This window comes from Candidatus Chloroploca mongolica (assembly GCF_004762035.2).
GTDB lineage: Bacteria > Chloroflexota > Chloroflexia > Chloroflexales > Chloroflexaceae > Chloroploca > Chloroploca mongolica.
This window is the reverse complement of record NZ_SIJK02000021.1, coordinates 1-17,558: the sequence shown is the minus strand read 5'-3', so window position 1 is coordinate 17,558 and position 17,558 is coordinate 1. Positions and strand designations below refer to the sequence as shown.

Sequence of the window (17,558 nt, the reverse complement as noted above, 5' to 3'; positions counted from 1 at the left end):
CTAGAGAACCTAGAGGAGCAGTAAGACAGTATATGGTGATGCTTCGTCGTAGCCAGTGGGATATACTCATGCTTGCCACGCTGGTGGTGGGGATTGGGTTGATCGTTCTGAGTCGTGTGCGCCCTGATCAGCCTGTTAGCCTGGCCGAGCCTGGTGCAGCAAGCGTTGCAACGGTACCCGCGCCCCGTGAAGGCCATCCTGCGCCTGACTTTACCCTGCTCGATCTCACGGGGCAACCGGTGCAACTCGCTGACCTGCGCGGCCAGGTGATCTTGATCAACATCTGGGCGACCTGGTGCCCGCCGTGTCGCGCCGAGATGCCGATGATCCAGGCGTCGTACGAAGAGTACCGTGACCAGGGTTTCACCGTGCTGGCGGTCAATTCCCGTGAGGAAGCGGCAACCGTTGCGGGCTATATGGACGCGAGCGGCCTCACCTTTCCTGCGTTGCTTGATCGTGATGGCACCGTGAGCAATGTCTATCAAGCCCGCGTGATGCCATCAAGCTTTTTTGTGGATCGAGCCGGGGTGATCCGTGCCGTCTACCGTGGGCCATTGGCCCGCAGCGTCATTGCTGGTACGGTCGAACAGTTGCTGGCCGAGGCGCCATAATGTATCCCCTCATTCCACTTGGCCCGCTCAACCTGAGCAGTGGCGGTCTGCTGCTGCTGCTCGGCATCATGGTGGGGATGTTCCTGAGCGAACGCATCGCGCGTCAGCGGGGCGGCGCGGAACTGGCCGATCAGGTTTCCAGCCTCACCTTGCCGGTACTCGCAGGCGCACTCGTTGGCGGACGGCTCTGGTATGGCCTTTTCAACTGGGATCTCTATGGGCGCAATCCTGGGCTTTTTGTGGCGCTACGGGTTGCCGATCTCGCCTGGGCAGGTGCGTTGATCGGTGGCATGGCCTCAGTGTGGCTCTGGTGTCGTTGGCGTCGGTGCGACCTCGCGCCGAGCGCGGATGTAGCGGCGCTGACCTTGCCACTTGTACAGGCCATTGCCAGCCTCGGTCTCTTGCTCAGCGGCGAAGCCTTTGGCCTCCCAACGGCGTTGCCCTGGGGCATTCCGCTTTTTGGCACCATACGCCACCCAACGCAGATCTATCTGATGCTTGCGGCGCTGATCAGCTATGGCATCCTTCAGCTACTTGCCCGACGTTCCCTGGCACCGGGGGCACTCTTTGCCGCCTACCTTTGGCTGCAGGGCCTGACGATGCTGTTGCTTGAACCACTGCGTGGCGACGCACTGCTGACCGTTTTTGGCCTGCGGATAGCGCAGATCGTCGGCCTGGGCCTCATGCTCGGGGCGATGAGGTGGGGGCGCAAGAAGATACAACTGCATCCCGATTATATGAGGTGAACCATGTCTATGCGCTATTTCTTCGGTCTTTTGCTTCTGCTGACCATCTTTCTGCCGCTGAGTGCTGCGGCCCAGACCTCTGATCCTCCCGCTTTTAGGACGATCTGGGAGCGCAGCGATTACCCGGTACAGCAGGGGCGCGGCAGCCATTCGTGGCTCTGGGGGCCAGTTCCGCGCACGCAAGGGCTGCGGGAGTGGTATGTTGATGGGCCAGAGCAGTTTCGCTCGGTGCAATACTTCGACAAGGGGCGGATGGAGATCAATGATCCGCTTGGTGATCCAGCTAGCCTCTGGTTTGTCACGAGCGGGTTACTCGTGCGTGACATGATTGATGGGCGGGTGCAGGTTGGCAATGGCGCTTTTGTGGCGTTGGCACCAGCGACCATCCCGGTGGCGGGCGATCCTAACGCGACCTTTCCAACCTACGCCGATTTGCAGCCCTATGTACGGGTGCAACCGCGCCTTGGCCCTGGCGATACCGTCGCAGAGCGGTTGACGCCTGTTGGCTTGCGAGCCGCCCCAGAGTTCGCCAACCTTGCGGCGGCACGGATTGACAGCGCAGTCGTCAATGGGTATGGCATTCCACGTGCCTTCTGGTCATACCTCAACGAAGGCGGAGTCGTGTACGAGAAGCGGCGTTTTGTGCAAGTAACCCCGCGTTTTGACTGGCTCTATATAGCGGGTTATCCTCTTGCTGACGCCTTCTGGGTGCGTGTCCCGATTGCCGGGGTCGAGCGTGACGTCATGGTGCAGCCCTTCGAGCGGCGGTTGCTGACCTACACCCCGAGCAACCCGCCCCAATTTCAGGTCGAAATGGGCAATGTCGGCCTGCACTACTACCGTTGGCGTTACGAACTCCCCTTTGCCGAGGGACAGCAAGCGTTGATTACGGTACCGGCGGCGGCGACGCGCATCAGCAGTCCGGTACTTGTGCAAGGCTTTGAGCGAGGGCGAGCCTTTGAGGCGGGCATTGATCTCCGGCTACGCACGGCCAGCGGCGCGATCATCGCCCAGGGTGGAACCTCGGTGCAGCGTCCCGATCTCAACATTCCCGGCCCCTTTGTGGCGAGCCTCGTATTCACGCCACCCGAAACCGAAACCCCTGGTGTCATCGAGGTCTTTGTCATCTCGCCGCTTGATGGCAGCGAAACAATCATTGCGCGCCAACCGGTGATCATCGAGGGTCTTGCGCGTGGCATCGACCGAGCGATTGCCCTTGCGCAAGCCGATCTCATCAAGCGTACCGGCGCCTCGTTTGCAGCAATCAGCCTGCACCTTGCAGACGAAGTCGTCTGGCCGGACGGCTCACTGGGTTGCCCTGAACCAGGCCAAAACTACCTCCAGGTACTCACCCCAGGCTACCAGATCGTGCTCAAGCTAGACGAACAGTTCTACGACTATCACACCGACACCCGCACTGCGGTGATCCTCTGTCGCAATGGACGGCCAGCGGGGTAAGCGGCAGGGCTACGCTGAAAATGGGGGAACCACGTTCCCCCATTTTCAGCGTAGCCCTAGGGTAAGCGGTAGGGCGATTGACCTACACGCTTACTTAAAAATCGATCGTCTGATCCCCGTTTCTTGCCCACATCCGGTGCAGGCTGTGCCGTCGAGGCCGACGATGCGCGTGCTGCCGTTGGTGCGTGTGATCAGGGTTTGCTCGCAGTGGGGGCATAGGGTCTCTTGGTCTGGTTCCAGGCCGTAGATGTGGAAAAGGCCGCGTTCGTGGCCGAGCCTCCGTGCGCGCATGGTTGAGGCAGCTGTGGCACTGCCGGTATCGCCAGGCAGGATATGCCAGGGCGTGGCCGCACCCAGGGTGTCACGGATCCAGTCGATGAGCGCTTGCAGTTCGTCAGGGTTGTCGTTGACCCCGTGATGGATGCGGGTGGTTACTTCGAGGTGGCATTGCCAGCGTTGCTGGGCACGCTCGGCGATGCCCAAGATTTCGCGCCACGCGGGGAGCCCGCCGAGCCGCGCATAGCTCTCGTCGCTAAACCCACGCAGGTCGAGACTCATACCGTCAAGGTAGTGCCCGAGCGCATCAAGCGCTTCGATGGTGAAGGCTCCCGTCGTTACCAGCGCAGTGTAGCGACTGGTCGCCCGGCAGAGTTGCAACAGGTTGCGGACATATTCAAAGTTGACCGCTGGCTCACCAAAGGCCCAGATGACCCCTCGACAGAGTCGTTCGAGGGCGACGTTGGCCGCACGTTCGGGGTCAAGCCGCCGTTGCTGCGCCGGATCTTCGGGGAGCGTGGCATACAGTCCGCGTTCCTGATCCACCAGCGTTGCATACCCCCATCCGCCCAGCGCCAACGTCATCGTGTCGGGAAAGAAGTGCCAGAGCCGATAATCTTCAATCGGCCCGAGCGCTGCGCCCGCAATGCGTTCGTAGTTGAGCATGGCGATGCCGCCTTCGACCCCGATGCGCATCTGGCAGCGCCCGGTTTCGCCAGGAGTGAGGGTGCAACGCCATTGGCACGCCTGACATGTCGTTTGATGTTCTTCTCTGGCGATGACGAGATCGGCGAGGTTGTGCGCGTCTGTCATGCGAGTTCCTGTTGCTCTAGCATTGCATTCATGAGATGACGTATAATAGGACAGTGTAACATAGGTATTCGTGGGCCAATTTGAGAAACTTCATGGAAGACACCCCCCTCCGGCCCGGGCAACGCGATGAGGTTGCTCGTTCCGTTCAGCATGAGCGTTCCCCTGGTGATGATCAGCCCTGGACGCAGCTTGCCGAACCGCCGCACCCCGGGCTCCGTTTGACCCAGGTGCGCCGGGTTGTGCGCGAATTGTTGGAAACAGCGCTCTTTATTTTGTTGATCTTCTTTATTGTGCGCGGCATGGTGCAGAACTTCAAGATCGAAGGAAGTAGCATGGAGCCGACGATGCACAGTGGTCAGTATATCCTTGTCAACAAGTTGGTCTATTTTCACTTTGACCTCAATGCACCGTTGCGCCTGATGCCCGGCCAGGAGGATTTGCCCCAACGCATTATTTATCCGTTTCATCAGCCACGCCGTGGTGATATCGTTGTCTTTGAGTATCCGAATGATGTTGCCAAGGATTATATCAAACGTGTGATCGGCTTGCCTGGTGATAGCGTAGAGATCCGCGATGGCAAGGTTTTTGTGAATGGTCAGGAGCTTGCGCAGCCCTATCTGGGTGGTGCCTCAACCTACTGTATGATCAATTCGGCATGTCAAACTGTCCCGCTCGTGGTGCCCGAAGGCCATCTCTTTGTGATGGGGGATAATCGGGCTAATTCGAGTGACTCACGTGAGTGGGGGCCCCTGGCTTTCGAGCGAGTGGTGGGGAAAGCCTGGTTTGTCTATTATCCGCTGAGCGAGTGGGGGCTCGTGCCGCACCATGACTATGCGTCGCTGGCTGATGCTCATCAACCGCCAGCCGAGCTTGCCTTTGAACCGTAGCGCGACGGGCTACGAGGAACGATCAATTCTATGCATATTGCCATCAATGCCCACCTGCTTGCCCATACCCGTTCCTTCCGGCGCGCCGGTGTTTCGCACTATATTGAACAGGTGTTGCTGCACCTCGGTCGCCTTGATCGCCAGAATCGGTATACCGTCTATACAACCCGTGGGTTGACCAGTGCGGCCCTCGGGTTGCCCCCCAACTTTTGTGTGCGCCCCAGCCATCTGCCGACGATCAATCCTCGCGTGCGGATTCCGTGGGAACAACTGCTCGCCCCGCTCTTGCTGCGTTCGATGCGCGCCGATCTTTTTCATGGGGTCTTGAATGTGGCCCCGCTCTTTTGCCCCGTGCCGAGCGTCATTACCATCCACGATCTCGCGTTTATTCGGTTCCCTCAGACCTTTCGGGCCTATAATCGAACCTATCTTGATTTTGCGACCCGCCTGAGCGCCAGGCGGGCGTCACGGATTCTGGCGGTGTCTGAGCATACCAAACGCGAAGTTGTAGGCTTGCTGGGCATTCCAGAGGATCGCATTATCGTTACCCCTAACGCCGTCCGTGACCATTTTCGCCCCCCCGAGCCAGGTGTGCTCGCTCATTTCCGCGCCCGCAAAGGCCTGCCCGAGCGCTTTCTCTTGACCGTCGGTACCCTTGAGCCACGCAAAAACCTGACGACTCTGCTTGATGCGTATGCCCAGGTCGTGCGCACCCATCAGGTTCCATTGCTGATTGGTGGCGGCAAGGGCTGGCTCTACGATGCCGTCTTTCAGCGTCTCGAGGCGCTTGGGTTGCGCGATCTGGTGGAGTTTGTCGGCTATATTGAAGAAGAGGAACTGCCACTCTGGTATGCTGCTGCGACCGTCTTTGTCTTTCCTTCAATCTATGAAGGGTTTGGGATGCCGCCGCTTGAAGCGATGGCCTGTGGTACCCCGGTGATCACCTCGGCGAGCGCCAGCCTGCCCGAGGTTGTTGGTGACGCCGGCCTGATGGTCAACCCGCACGATGCCGGGGCCTTTGCGCAGGCGATCATAGCCCTGCTCGACGACCGCGCGTTGCACCATGAACTGCGTGAGCGTGGTCTGCGCCGTGCCGAGGCTTTTTCGTGGCATACGACGGCAGAACGAACGCTTGCCGCCTACGAAGCCGCCGTGAGGGGTTTTTAAGCACAATACCTTGCAATAAGGCGCTTGTTTTGACGCAAAGACGCAAAGGCGCAACGTTTTTCGCGTACGTGAGCGAACCCTTCGCGCCTTCGCGTGAGCTTATTGGAAAAGTATTGGTTTTAAGCATTAAAAAGGAACTATCGATGCACCGCACACAACGTCTCGTTTTCGTGATCGTCCTGCTGCTGAGTCTGGCTGCATGTGCCCAGCCCCAACCGCCCTTGCCCGAGGTGCAACTGACCGACGATGCGGTCGGTCAGACTGTTGAACTGGCGGTGGGACAGGCGTTGGCGATTACGCTGCCGAGCAATCCCTCAACCGGCTATGGCTGGCAGTTCATCGCTGGCGATGAGGCAATCATCGCGCAGCAGGGTGAGGCCGAGTATGTCCAGGGCGCGAGCATGCCCGGTGCTGGCGGGATGGAGACCCTGCGGTTTATGGCGCAAGGTGCGGGGACAACCATGTTGACAATTGGCTATAAACGTCCCTTTGAGCCAGATGAAATGCCGGTGCGGAGTTTTACCGTCGAGGTGGTCGTTCGCTAGTATAATAGGCATGGTCTCAATGGTATACCTGCCTCGAGTCTAGGAGGAGCGATGACGAACGTGGATCTTGCGAGTCTGGTGCGCAACGTGCCCGATTTTCCGATTCCGGGCATTCAGTTCAAGGATATCACCACGCTGATCAGCAATGGATCGGCGTTTCAGCAAGTGATCACGACGCTGGCTGACCGGTACCGGCCACTGGGGATCGATGCGGTGGTGGGGATCGAATCGCGGGGGTTTATCTTTAGCGCCCCGCTTGCCCTGGAACTGAAGGTAGGCCTGGTGCCTGTGCGCAAGCCGGGCAAGTTGCCGGCTGATACCTATCAGATCGAGTATGCGTTGGAATATGGTACCAGCAAACTGGAGATTCACCGTGATGCGTTTGTGCCAGGGGCACGGGTCATTGTGATTGATGATCTGCTGGCGACGGGTGGCACGATCAGTGCCGCCACGCAACTGATTGAACAGGCTGGCGCACGGGTCGTTGAACTTGCCTTTGTGATCGAGTTGGCGTTCCTCAATGGACGCGAAAAACTTGAGGGCTATCCGGTCTACTCGCTGATCCAATATTGAGACTTGCACAACGTCTGAATCTCGGCTATACTTTTGTACGGTGTATCGTCGTTGTTCTGAGGGCTGCATGGGGCCACACCAAATCCACGGCAAAGGGGGTGAGCAGACGAGATCAATATCAAGCGTGTCTGGAACAGGCGCTGCCCCACGCATATGAGAGTCCAGGTCATCTGAGGTGGTCGTACGATATTGATCGATGCAGAGCAATGCGTGTAGAACGTCGTGAAGGCGAGACTGTCGAGCAGTTGATCCGCCGTTTTAATAAGGGCGTGGTCTCTGAGCGGATTACCAAAACATATCGCGAGAAGATGCACTTCGTTTCCAAGAGCGAACAGCGCAAGGAGAAACGTCGTCGTGCCGAGCGCAATCGGCGCAAGAAGATGTCGAAGGGTTTCTAACCAATCCATAAAGAACGACACGAGGCTAGCGGGCATTTGTTCGCTCTTCTCGTGTCGTTTGTGTCTTTTTAAAGGTTGCACTGTATGTTTGATAAACTAAAACTTGTTGAAGCCCGCTATGAAGAACTTGATCACCTGATGGCGAACCCTGAGGTGGTTACTGATTTGCCACGCTTGCAACAGTATGCGCGTGAACAGAGTGATTTGACCGACCTTGTGACCGCCTATCGCGCGTATCGTCAGGCCGTCACCGCGCTCGATGAGGCTCAGACAATGGCGTATGAGACCGATGATCCCGAGTTGAAGACGCTTGCACAAGAAGAGATGGAGCAGCAGCAGACCACGATTGCCAGGCTCGACCAGGAGATCCGCTTGTTGCTGTTGCCGAGCGATCCGAATGATGCGAAAGATGTCATTATGGAGATCCGGCAGGGCGAGGGCGGCGATGAGGCTGGTCTTTTTGCCGGCGATCTCTATCGGATGTATGTCCGGTATGCCGAGTTGCGCGGGTGGAAAGTTGAAGTGAACAGTACCACCGAAAGTGATACCGGTGGGATGAAAGAAGTGATCTTCGAGATCCGTGGCGAAGGGGCCTATAGCCGAATGAAGTATGAGGGTGGCGTGCATCGGGTGCAGCGGGTGCCCGTGACCGAGGCGCGTGGGCGGATTCATACCTCTACGGCGACGGTTGCAGTCTTGCCCGAGGTCGAACCAACCGAATTTGAGATCAGGTCTGATGAGATCCGCCTCGATGTCTTCCGCGCCGGTGGGCACGGCGGTCAGGGCGTCAATACGACCGACTCGGCGGTGCGCCTGGTGTATCGAGCGGGAACGCCTGATGAGATTGTGGTGACATGTCAGGATGGCCGTTCGCAGATCAAGAACCGGGATAAGGCGATGACGGTGCTGCGGGCGCGGCTCTATGCCCGTGAACAAGAGAAGCAAGATCGTGAACTGAGCTCATCACGCCTTGCTCAGGTTGGAACCGGTGAACGTGCCGAGAAGATTCGTACCTACAACTTCCCGCAGGATCGCATCACCGATCATCGTATCGGCCAGAACTTCTCGAATCTGCCGGGTGTGCTCGCTGGCAACCTGGATAAGATTATTGATGCCCTGATCGTGCATGATAACGCTGAACGCCTGCAGGCTTCCGGGATTGCGTGATTCGATTGGCGCTTGCTGAGAGGATAGTCTATAATCTTCACACACCATCGGCAAGATAGTCAGGGAAGATCATTGTGCTCACGCCAGTGCTTGAGACCTTTATCACTCAGATGCCCAAGGTGGAACTCCACCTTCACCTGGAGGGAACGATCACCCCGCGCACGTTGTTAGTGCTGGCTGAACGCAATGGGGTCACCTTGCCCGCCAATGATGAAGAGGGTGTCGCCGCACTCTTTCGCTATCGCGATTTTGGCGATTTCCTCAATGTGTTTATGGCGATGACGCGAGCCATTGTGCGTGGTGAGGATTTTGAACAACTGGCCTATGAGTTGGGCCACGATCTCGCCCAGCAGCACGTGCGCTATGCCGAGGTGATGATTTCCCCGATGCAGTACCTGCTGCGCGGGGTCGATCTCTATGAGGTCATTGAGGGCACGATGGCAGGCTTTGCCCAGGTCGAGCGTGAGGCTGATATTGTGCTCCGCCTGGCCCTTGATTATGGGCGCCAGTATGGCCCTGAACGCGCCTGGGAGTCACTCGAAGTCGCCTGTGCGCTGATGCACCGTGGGGTTGTCGGCTGGTCGATTGGAGGCAATGAGATCGGGCATCCCCCCGAGCCGTTTGCCCCTGTCTTTGCGGCTGCCCGTGCGGCGGGGCTTGGGGTGATGGCCCACGCCGGTGAGGTGGTCGGGCCGGTGAGTGTCTGGGGCGCGATCGAGTTTCTTGAGGCGCAGCGGGTCGGCCATGGTGTGCGCAGCGTTGATGATCCCCTCCTGGTGCAGACGCTGGCCGAACGGGGCGTTGTGCTTGATATTTGCCCCAGTAGCAATCTGTTGACCGGCGCTATCAAGACGTGGGAGAGCCACCCGTTGCCCTCTTTGCTTGCCGCGGGCGTCCAGGTGACGATCAATTCTGATGACCCGACCTTCTTTGCGACGACGTTGACCGAAGAGTACCGTCGCTCGCTTACGCACCTTGGCCTGACGCTCGACCAGTTGTGTGGTACGGTCAACACAGCGGCCCGGGCGACCTTCTTGCCCGCCTCTGACCAGGAGGCGCTCACAATGCGGGTTGAACAAGAGATCACGCTGCTCCGTCAACGCCTTGGGGTGTAACGGCCAATAGGGTGGCACACAGCAAAAAACAAGCCAGCTTTGCTGGCTTGTTTTTTTTGCTATGCGCCAGGGCTGCATAGTGTGTTATAATACGATATATATATCGTGAATTAAATAGCATTCCAAAGCGGCGCAAGGAGCATGTAGCCTGGGAGAGGGTATGCAGGTCTTCAATCACTTTCGGTTCGATAACCTTCGCGGGGACCTGTTCGGTGGGGTGACGACGGCCATTGTTTCGTTGCCGCTGGCGTTGACGTTTGGGGTTGCTTCGGGGGCGGGGCCTGCAGCCGGGTTGTATGGGGCGATTCTGGTTGGTCTCTTTGCGGCGCTCTTTGGGGGCACCTCAACGCTCATCTCAGAGCCAACTGGCCCGATGACGGTGGTGATGACGGCGGTGATTGTCGCGATGCTGGCGCAAAATCCCGATCAAGGGATGGCAATGGCCTTTACGGTGGTGATGGTTGCGGGTCTCTTTCAGATCCTGTTCGGCCTGCTCAAACTGGGCAAGTATATTACGCTGATGCCCTACAGTGTCATTTCTGGCTTTATGTCGGGCATTGGCATTATCCTGATGACGCTGCAACTGGCCCCGCTGATGGGCCAGCCGAGTCCTCCGGGGGGGGTGCTGGGGACGTTGCAAAATCTGCCGACCCTGGTGGCGAATATCCGCCCCACCGAGACGATCCTCGGACTGCTGACGCTGGCGATCCTGTTTCTCTTTCCGGCGCGCTTCAAACGCTATGTGCCCCCTCAGTTGATCGCGCTTGTTGCGGGTACGGTTGTCTCGTTGCTGGTCTTTGCCAATGAAGATCTCCGTCGGATTGGGGTGATTCCGGTTGGCTTGCCCGAGCTGATCTTTCCCACCTTTACCCCCGAGCAGATCACGACGATCATGATTGATGGCCTGATCCTGGGGATGCTCGGGTGCATTGATACGACGCTCACGGCAATGATTGCCGACAGCCTGACCCGTACCGAGCATCGTTCGGATAAGGAGTTGATTGGTCAGGGGCTTGGCAATTTTGTCTCGGGTCTCTTTGGTGGCTTGCCGGGGGCGGGCGCCACGATGGGCACGGTGGTCAATATCCAGAGTGGAGGCAGGACGCCGCTCGCCGGGGTGATCCGGGCCTTGCTGTTACTGGTAGTGGTATTCGGGGCAGCCAGGTTGACCGAACAGATCCCGCTTGCTGTGCTCGCCGGCATTGCGATGCATGTTGGGTTCAACATCCTCGATTGGAGCTTGCTCAAGCGGGCGCATCGGGTCTCATTCCAGACGACGGTGATTATGTATGGCGTGTTGCTGCTGACGGTCTTTGTTGATCTGATTGTCGCGGTTGGGGTGGGCATTTTTATTGCCAATATCCTGACGATCGAGCGGCTGAGCGCGTTGCAATCAGAGCATGTGAAGGCGATTAGTGATGCTGATGATGCGATCCAGATGACTGACGAAGAGCGCAGCCTGTTGCAACAGGCCGATGGACGGGTCTTGCTCTTTTACCTGAGTGGCCCGATGATCTTTGGGGTCTCGAAGGCGATTGCGCGTCAGCACGCGACAATCAGCGAGTATGATGCCGTGGTGATCGATCTGAGCAATGTGCCCCTGCTGGATGATACGATTTCGCTGGCGATTGAGAATGCGATCAAAGATGCGGTCGAAGCCAGGGGCGAGGTTTTCATCGTTAGTCCCACCGCCGCGATGCATCGCCAGTTGAGTCGGCTCGATATTTTTGCCATGATCCCAGAGGATCATGTCTTCTGCCATCGGCCAGCGGCCCTGCGGCGGGCAGTGGGGCGGTTGATGCCTGCATTGCCGGGCATCGCGGCTTGATCGACTTTTCGCCCTCACCCGCCTCCTGGAGCGGGGGTGACGGCGAGGGGGCACGGCGAGGGGGTACGGCGTGGGGGCACGGCGGCGCCGTGCCCGTACGGCGGCTTCGGGGACCCGGCGCGGGGGCACGGCGCGGGGGCACGGCGCGTGGGGGCACGGCGGCGCCGTGCCCGTACTCTTGGTTGCGTCCTCCGCGTGGTGTGTGCTACCATGCGTGCGCGCGAAGGTTCGTGGTTCAGGCGCATGTGAGGAGTTGTGGGATGGAAGCGTGGCCCTATCTCGCTGAGTTGGCGGTGGTGATCAGTGGTGCCGCGATCCTCTTTGCGACGCTGAGTTATGGCGATCATATGCGCCGTATTCCGCTCGCTGCACCGATTGAGTCCTGGTTTTCCAGCGGGTTTGCCCTCTTTCTCATCGGGGTGATGTTGATCGCCCGTGAAATGCTCTGGCTTGAGTTGATCAGGCTGACGATTACCGCGTCGGTCTTTTTTCTGGCGCTCTGGACGATGCGCTGGCTGCGGAGACGACGATGACCCAGATTGCTGCCGATCCCCCCCTTGCATCTTCCCGTCGCAAGGCAACAGATTGGGTGACGTTCGCGTGCCTGCTGAGTTTTGCGTTGCTCCACGGTTTGCTCTATCTCTTTTTGATTTTGCCCTGGCAGGGCTATGATGAGCCGACCCATTTTGAGCATGCGTTGATCCGCGCTGCGAGTGATCTTGCGACCTACCGCAATGAGTTTGTGCAGCCAATTGCCGATTCGATGCAGCGCTTTGACTTTTGGGGGCCTGATGGCGAGCCGACCTACCGCTCGCCTGGGGTGCCTTTCATTGGTTTCAATCAGCGCATTCACCCGCCCTTCTATTATGAGCTTGCCTCGCTTCCGATTGAACAGACGCTTGATCAGTCCATCGAAACGCAACTTTATGCAGCCCGTCTCTTGAGTCTCGCACTCTATGTCGTGTCCGTGCTAGCGGTCTGGCGCCTCGCGGTTGTGCTGACCCCTGATCAGCCGTCACTCCAGGTGGCGGTGCCGTTGATCTATGCCACGCTGCCTGCGTTTGCCTCGTTGATGGTGACGGTGAATAACGATGTGCTGATCAATGCGACCGGGGCGATGCTCTTGCTTGCCTGTGCGTTGCTGATCCGCGATGGTCTGCGCCCGTTGCCGTTGTTGATGGCGTTGCTCAGCCTGGGGATCGGGGTGGCGGCCAAACGGACGGCGGTGCTGGGCGTGGTGCCGCTGGTGCTGGCGCTCTTCTGGTCGCTGAAACGCCAGCCGATCCGTGGGATCTGGCGCTGGGTGACGCTGGTGCTTGGGCTGGCCCTTGCCACAGGCGGATTCGTGGCCGCAGTAGAGATCGCGCAGACTGAGGCCGGGATGACGTTCGAGTTGCGCCCCTGGTTTCTGCAACTCGATCAGCAGTATCTGCGCCTCAGGCTTGAGCCCTTTTTCCTGTCGATTATGGACTGGGAAAATAGTGCGCAGCTCTATCCTTTTACCCTTGAGGTTGCGTTTCGGACCCATTGGGGTGCCTATGGCTGGGATCGCATCGTGCTCGATGGGGTCTGGACGATCATCTTTCTGCTGCTCAGTGCCGCCGCGGGTCTCGGCTTGCTTATCCGGGCTTTCCGTCGCCGCGATGAGGTGGCGCTCTGGCAGCGCCGGGTGATCTGGATGCTGTTGAGCCTGATCGCGGTCGGGGTGGCGGCTTTGTTGCTGCGTGTGCATCCAATCCCACCCTATGGCGACTATGTCTATATTTCGCGGGGGCGCTACCTCTTTGGCATGCTCGGTGCCACGATCTGGCTGCTGGTCTTTGGCCTGCTCGGTCTGCTGCCTCGCCGTTTCGACACCCTGCTCTTGCTGGCGCTTGTGCTCTTCTTCTTCATCTTTAACACGTACGGCCTCGTCACGCTGATCACCGAATACTATGGGCAACCCTGGACGCTCGAGGCGTTGACCGCTGGCAAGCCCTGGCTCTTTGCGGTGCCCGCGCTCTATCTTGCGCTTGGTGTGCTTACTGCGGTGAGCGCGGGCGTGTGCCTGTGGCGCGTCTGGGCTGTGGCGCGGGTGTCGACGTGACCTTTACCCCTATGTCAGCAGCGCAACTCTCGCTGGCCCTGGCTCAGCGCCACCACAATCGTCAGCTTTTTGCTGATCGTTATCTTGATGTGACGTTGCCGCAACGTGAGCAGTGGCTGGCGCTGCGGGCTGAGGCTGCTCCGGTGCTGGCGCAGGTGCGGGCGCTGTTGGCGGCTTTTACGCCTTCGAATAATGAGGCGCAGACCGAGCACGATCTGGTGCGTCCGGTGCTGCTGGCGCTCGGCCATAGCTTTGAGGTGCAGGCTGCGCTGCGTACGCCCAAGGGGACGAAGAAGCCGGATTATGTTTTCTACTGCGATCAGGCTGCGCTGAATGCTAATAAAGGTCGGGTGCTGACGGATGCCGATTTCGGTGCGGCGTTTGCGGTGGGCGATGCGAAGCATTGGGAGCGCAAGCTGGATGTTTCGAGCACCGGCGAGAGCGATGAGATCAATAAAGTTCCGGCTGATCAGATCGCTTTTTATATGCGCCATAGCGGGGTCGCCTGGGGCATCTTGACCAATGGGCGCTTCTGGCGGCTCTATCATAAGGATACCGTTCATAAGCAGGATCGCTTCTACGAGGTCGATCTGCGCCAGTTGGCCGAGTCCGGTGATGTTGATGCGTTCCTCTATTTCTATGCCTTCTTTCGGCGGGAGGCTTTCAACCCTCCGGCGGCGGAACCGCTCGCGCTCGAGGCGATGCTCCGTGAGAGCAGCGCCTATGCTCGTGGCGTGAGTGAGAGCCTCAAGGCGCAGGTTTTTGATGCGCTCCGCCATCTTGCTCAGGGTTTGCTCGATTATCCGGGCAATCGGTTGGAACCGACGCCTGAGACGCTGCGCGAGGTCTATAGCCATAGCCTGATTGTGCTCTATCGGTTGCTCTTTATCTTTTACGCCGAGGCGCGTGAGTTGCTGCCGTTGCGTGCGAGTGCGGCCTATCGCGAGGATTACAGTCTTGCGGCGACGGTGCGTCAGGTGGTGCGGCGTCTCGATAGTGGCTTGACGCTGCTGGCTGATACCGGGCGGACGTGGGCGCGCTTGCGCGATCTCTTCCATATTATCAATGGCGGAAGTCCGCCGCTTCAGGTTGCGACCTTCAATGGGGGCCTGTTCGATCCGCAGCGGCATCCCTTTCTTGAGCGTTATACGATTGGTGATGCGCAGCTTCAGCGGGCGCTGGATAAGCTCGCCCGCGTCGAGAAGGAGCAGATCGATTATCGCGATCTGGCCGAGCGCCATCTTGGCACGATCTACGAAGGCTTGCTTGAGTATCATTTGCAGCCGATTGCGCCCACGTCTGACGGCTTCACGCTTGATCTCTTCAATGACAAGGGCGAGCGCCACCGCACCGGCAGCTACTACACGCCCGATTTCGTGGTGCAGTATATTGTTGAGCAGACCATCCGCCCGTTGCTGGAGGAGGCGGTTGCTGGGCAGACGACGGACGAGGCGAAGATTGCGGCGGTGCTGGCGGTGAATTGCCTCGATCCTGCGATGGGCAGCGGGCATTTTCCGGTGGCGGCGACGGAGTATATCGCACGCTACCTCGTCGAGCTGGGCGTCCAGCCGCCCGCCGAGGCCGGCGAGGAGCCTGATCTGGTCTATTGGAAGCGGCGCGTGGCGCAGAGTTGCATCTACGGCGTCGATCTCAACCCGCTCGCGGTCGATCTCGCCAAGCTCTCGCTCTGGCTGGCGACCGCCGCGAAGGGCCGCCCGCTCTCCTTCCTTGACCATCACCTGCGCTGCGGCAATGCCCTGGTAGGTTCCAGAGCGACCGAGGTTGCGGCCAGCAAGCCCGTGAAGCAGGCGAAACGCAGCAAGAAAGAGGTGGCGGCGGCGCAAGCAGGGCAGCTCTCGATGCTCGAAGATCCGGCCTTTGCCGGGGCGATGTCGAGCGCCGTCGGCTCGATGTGGCTGATTGAAGGCAGCGCCGGGCGCACCGTCGCCGAAGTCAAAGAGCAAGAGCACTTATACGAGTTGATCCGGTGCGAATTGACCGAACGCTTTGCGGTGCAGGCCGATCTGCGCACCGCCGACGACTTCGCCCAGGCGCCCGACCAGAGCCTCTGGCCGAGTCTGCTTGCGTATGCCAGCAAGCGCGAGAGCGGAGCGTTTGCCATGCCCGCCTACGAGCCGCTGCTGGCGCAGGTACGGGCGCTGGCCGAAGCGCAACGCTTCTTGCATTGGGATCTGGAATTCCCCGAAGTCTTTTTTGATCGCCACGGTCGCCCGCTGGGGGAACAGGCCGGCTTTGACGCGATCATTGGCAACCCGCCCTACGTACGCCAGGAACAACTCGGCCTGCTCAAACCCTACCTGCAACGAGCCTACCCCGAAACCTACAGCGGCACAGCGGATCTCTTTGTCTCCTTCTTCCACCAGGGCGTCAAGCTGCTGCGGCACGGCGGGCGGCTGGGGTATATCACAACCAACAAGTGGCTACGGGCTGGCTATGGCGAGGGGCTACGGGCTTACTTCGCCTCTCAGTCAACCATTGAGCGCATCATTGATTTCGGCCACGCTCCAATCTTTGAGGGTGCCGATGTCTTCCCGGTGATTATCGTGGTGACGAAACCTTCAGCGGATGCAGACTTGAAAGATCACGAGGTGCAAGTAACGAGCTTTCCACGAGATGCTCTGGGCTTAGTGAGCCTGGACAGCTACGTGGCTCGCTACAGCCACCCTGTGCCTCAGCACCGTCTGGGTCGCAATGCCTGGAGCCTGGAACAAACCGGCACCGATGCGCTTATAGATAAGATTCGCTGCGCTGGCATACCGCTGATTGAGTATGCTGGGGTGAAGCCCTTTTATGGTATCAAGACCGGCTTTAACGAGGCGTTCCTGATCGATACGCCGACCAAAACACGTCTGGTGCAAGAAGATCCGCGTTCGGAGCAAGTCATCAAGCCGTACCTGCGCGGGCAGGATATTAAACGCTGGACGCCCGAGTGGCAAGGACTGTGGATGATTGTGCTCAAGTCCAGCGAAAATAATTTCTGGCCCTGGAGTCATACCCCGGAACAAGCGGCTGAGATCGCTTTCCGCGAGCACTATCCCTCGCTCTACGCCTTTATGAAGCCTATGGAGGTGCGATTGCGCGCCCGTCAGGACAAAGGGCACTATTGGTGGGAGCTACGATCCTGTGCGTACTATGAGGCTTTTGAAAAACCAAAGGTAATGTATCAAGTCATTCAATTCCACTCACAATATGGAATTGATAAGTCTCAAGCATTTACTAACGATAAAGGCTTTTTTATTCCGGTTCCTGACCATTGGCTCCTTGCAGTTCTTAACTCCCCGCTCATGTGGTGGTATAACTGGCGCTATCTGCCACATATGAAAGACGAAGCCCTTAACCCGGCTGGCTTTCTAATCGAGAAGTTACCAATCGCTCCGGCTAATGATGCCACCCGCGAGGTCGTCGCGCCAGCAGTGGATCGGCTGATCGCCATTACCAGAACTGGGCAGCAAGCGCGGCGCGATACCCTTGACTGGTTGCGTAGCGAGTTCGATATAGCGACACCAGGCCAGAAGCTTGCCGAGTTCTCCACCCTTAGTGAACCAGAGTTTATCGAGGAGGTTAAGAAGCGTCGCCCCAAGGCTTCAGGCAAACTCTCGCCAGCAGGACTACGGGCACTGCGCGACGGCTACGCTGAACAAGCTAAGCCTGTTCAACAACACCGGGCCGAAGCACTGGGACTGGAGCGACGTCTGGCTGAGTTGGTCAACGCTGCTTACGGCCTGACGCCAGAGGATGTTGCATTACTGTGGGAAACTGCGCCGCCACGAATGCCGGTAAATAAATAGAATTTTACTATGACCATCCCCGATTTCCAAAACCTGATGCTACCGATGCTGCAACTTGCCGCCGATGGCCGCGAGCATC

General features: G+C 58.7%; 15 protein-coding genes. 14 read left to right on the top strand and 1 reads right to left on the bottom strand.

Translation table 11 applies throughout. The features are described 5' to 3' along the window. Positions 1–32: 32 nt before the first annotated feature. Genes EYB53_RS12735 through EYB53_RS12725 form a run of 3 tightly spaced genes read left to right on the top strand, consistent with a single transcriptional unit; the run spans position 33 to position 2,815 of the window. The gene (locus EYB53_RS12735) at positions 33–611 is read left to right on the top strand and encodes a TlpA family protein disulfide reductase (protein WP_135478562.1); all 579 of its coding nucleotides are present in this window, start codon (positions 33–35) and stop codon (positions 609–611) included. After that, complete coding sequence (locus EYB53_RS12730) at positions 611–1,357, top strand: prolipoprotein diacylglyceryl transferase (RefSeq protein WP_135478561.1); 747 nt, start codon at positions 611–613, stop codon at positions 1,355–1,357. The genes EYB53_RS12735 and EYB53_RS12730 overlap by 1 nt, the downstream gene beginning before the upstream one ends. Before the next feature lie 3 nt (positions 1,358–1,360). After that, the gene (locus EYB53_RS12725) at positions 1,361–2,815 is read left to right on the top strand and encodes a DUF8738 domain-containing protein (RefSeq protein ID WP_135478560.1); all 1,455 of its coding nucleotides are present in this window, start codon (positions 1,361–1,363) and stop codon (positions 2,813–2,815) included. Between the two features lie 90 nt (positions 2,816–2,905). Here the strand turns inward: EYB53_RS12725 and EYB53_RS12720 are convergent, their stop codons facing one another. Continuing rightward, a complete protein-coding gene (locus EYB53_RS12720; RefSeq protein WP_135478559.1) occupies positions 2,906–3,904 on the bottom strand; it encodes a radical SAM protein in 999 nt (332 codons plus the stop codon). A 92-nt stretch (positions 3,905–3,996) separates the two neighbouring features. Between EYB53_RS12720 and lepB the strand changes: the two genes are divergently transcribed. From lepB to EYB53_RS26380, 11 genes are all read left to right on the top strand, one after another. Continuing rightward, on the top strand, positions 3,997–4,791 hold the full coding sequence (lepB, locus tag EYB53_RS12715; RefSeq protein WP_135478558.1) for a signal peptidase I: 795 nt from the start codon (positions 3,997–3,999) through the stop codon (positions 4,789–4,791). 30 nt (positions 4,792–4,821) lie between these two features. Then, positions 4,822–5,958 carry a glycosyltransferase family 4 protein gene (locus EYB53_RS12710; protein ID WP_135478557.1) on the top strand — a complete coding sequence of 379 codons (1,137 nt, stop codon included), beginning with the start codon at positions 4,822–4,824 and terminating at the stop codon, positions 5,956–5,958. A gap of 143 nt (positions 5,959–6,101) precedes the next feature. Continuing rightward, the gene (locus EYB53_RS12705; RefSeq protein ID WP_135478556.1) at positions 6,102–6,503 is read left to right on the top strand and encodes a protease inhibitor I42 family protein; all 402 of its coding nucleotides are present in this window, start codon (positions 6,102–6,104) and stop codon (positions 6,501–6,503) included. 51 nt (positions 6,504–6,554) lie between these two features. Further along, a complete protein-coding gene (locus EYB53_RS12700; protein WP_135478555.1) occupies positions 6,555–7,076 on the top strand; it encodes an adenine phosphoribosyltransferase in 522 nt (173 codons plus the stop codon). A 206-nt stretch (positions 7,077–7,282) separates the two neighbouring features. After that, positions 7,283–7,474, top strand: coding sequence for a 30S ribosomal protein S21 (gene rpsU / locus EYB53_RS12695; protein WP_097654388.1), 192 nt, complete (start codon positions 7,283–7,285; stop codon positions 7,472–7,474). Positions 7,475–7,558: 84 nt separating this feature from the next. Further along, complete coding sequence (gene prfA, locus EYB53_RS12690; RefSeq protein ID WP_135478554.1) at positions 7,559–8,641, top strand: peptide chain release factor 1; 1,083 nt, start codon at positions 7,559–7,561, stop codon at positions 8,639–8,641. A gap of 74 nt (positions 8,642–8,715) precedes the next feature. Then, on the top strand, positions 8,716–9,756 hold the full coding sequence (gene add, locus EYB53_RS12685; protein WP_135478553.1) for an adenosine deaminase: 1,041 nt from the start codon (positions 8,716–8,718) through the stop codon (positions 9,754–9,756). Positions 9,757–9,916: 160 nt separating this feature from the next. Further along, a complete protein-coding gene (gene bicA, locus EYB53_RS12680) occupies positions 9,917–11,584 on the top strand; it encodes a bicarbonate transporter BicA (protein WP_135478552.1) in 1,668 nt (555 codons plus the stop codon). 260 nt (positions 11,585–11,844) lie between these two features. Further along, positions 11,845–12,117, top strand: a complete 273-nt coding sequence (locus EYB53_RS12675) for a hypothetical protein (RefSeq protein ID WP_135478551.1) — start codon at positions 11,845–11,847, stop codon at positions 12,115–12,117. Then, positions 12,114–13,670, top strand: a complete 1,557-nt coding sequence (locus EYB53_RS12670; protein WP_135478550.1) for a glycosyltransferase family 39 protein — start codon at positions 12,114–12,116, stop codon at positions 13,668–13,670. The genes EYB53_RS12675 and EYB53_RS12670 overlap by 4 nt, the downstream gene beginning before the upstream one ends. Beyond that, on the top strand, positions 13,628–17,479 hold the full coding sequence (locus EYB53_RS26380) for an Eco57I restriction-modification methylase domain-containing protein (RefSeq protein WP_209949612.1): 3,852 nt from the start codon (positions 13,628–13,630) through the stop codon (positions 17,477–17,479). The genes EYB53_RS12670 and EYB53_RS26380 overlap by 43 nt, the downstream gene beginning before the upstream one ends. Positions 17,480–17,558: the final 79 nt, after the last annotated feature.

Coding starts and splice junctions, on each gene's coding strand:
- EYB53_RS12735 (WP_135478562.1), top strand. CDS start 33: ATGGTGATGCTTCGTCGTAGCCAGTGGGATATACTCATGCTTGCCACG.
- EYB53_RS12730 (WP_135478561.1), top strand. CDS start 611: ATGTATCCCCTCATTCCACTTGGCCCGCTCAACCTGAGCAGTGGCGGT.
- EYB53_RS12725 (WP_135478560.1), top strand. CDS start 1,361: ATGTCTATGCGCTATTTCTTCGGTCTTTTGCTTCTGCTGACCATCTTT.
- EYB53_RS12720 (WP_135478559.1), bottom strand. CDS start 3,904: ATGACAGACGCGCACAACCTCGCCGATCTCGTCATCGCCAGAGAAGAA.
- lepB (WP_135478558.1), top strand. CDS start 3,997: ATGGAAGACACCCCCCTCCGGCCCGGGCAACGCGATGAGGTTGCTCGT.
- EYB53_RS12710 (WP_135478557.1), top strand. CDS start 4,822: ATGCATATTGCCATCAATGCCCACCTGCTTGCCCATACCCGTTCCTTC.
- EYB53_RS12705 (WP_135478556.1), top strand. CDS start 6,102: ATGCACCGCACACAACGTCTCGTTTTCGTGATCGTCCTGCTGCTGAGT.
- EYB53_RS12700 (WP_135478555.1), top strand. CDS start 6,555: ATGACGAACGTGGATCTTGCGAGTCTGGTGCGCAACGTGCCCGATTTT.
- rpsU (WP_097654388.1), top strand. CDS start 7,283: ATGCGTGTAGAACGTCGTGAAGGCGAGACTGTCGAGCAGTTGATCCGC.
- prfA (WP_135478554.1), top strand. CDS start 7,559: ATGTTTGATAAACTAAAACTTGTTGAAGCCCGCTATGAAGAACTTGAT.
- bicA (WP_135478552.1), top strand. CDS start 9,917: ATGCAGGTCTTCAATCACTTTCGGTTCGATAACCTTCGCGGGGACCTG.
- EYB53_RS12675 (WP_135478551.1), top strand. CDS start 11,845: ATGGAAGCGTGGCCCTATCTCGCTGAGTTGGCGGTGGTGATCAGTGGT.
- EYB53_RS12670 (WP_135478550.1), top strand. CDS start 12,114: ATGACCCAGATTGCTGCCGATCCCCCCCTTGCATCTTCCCGTCGCAAG.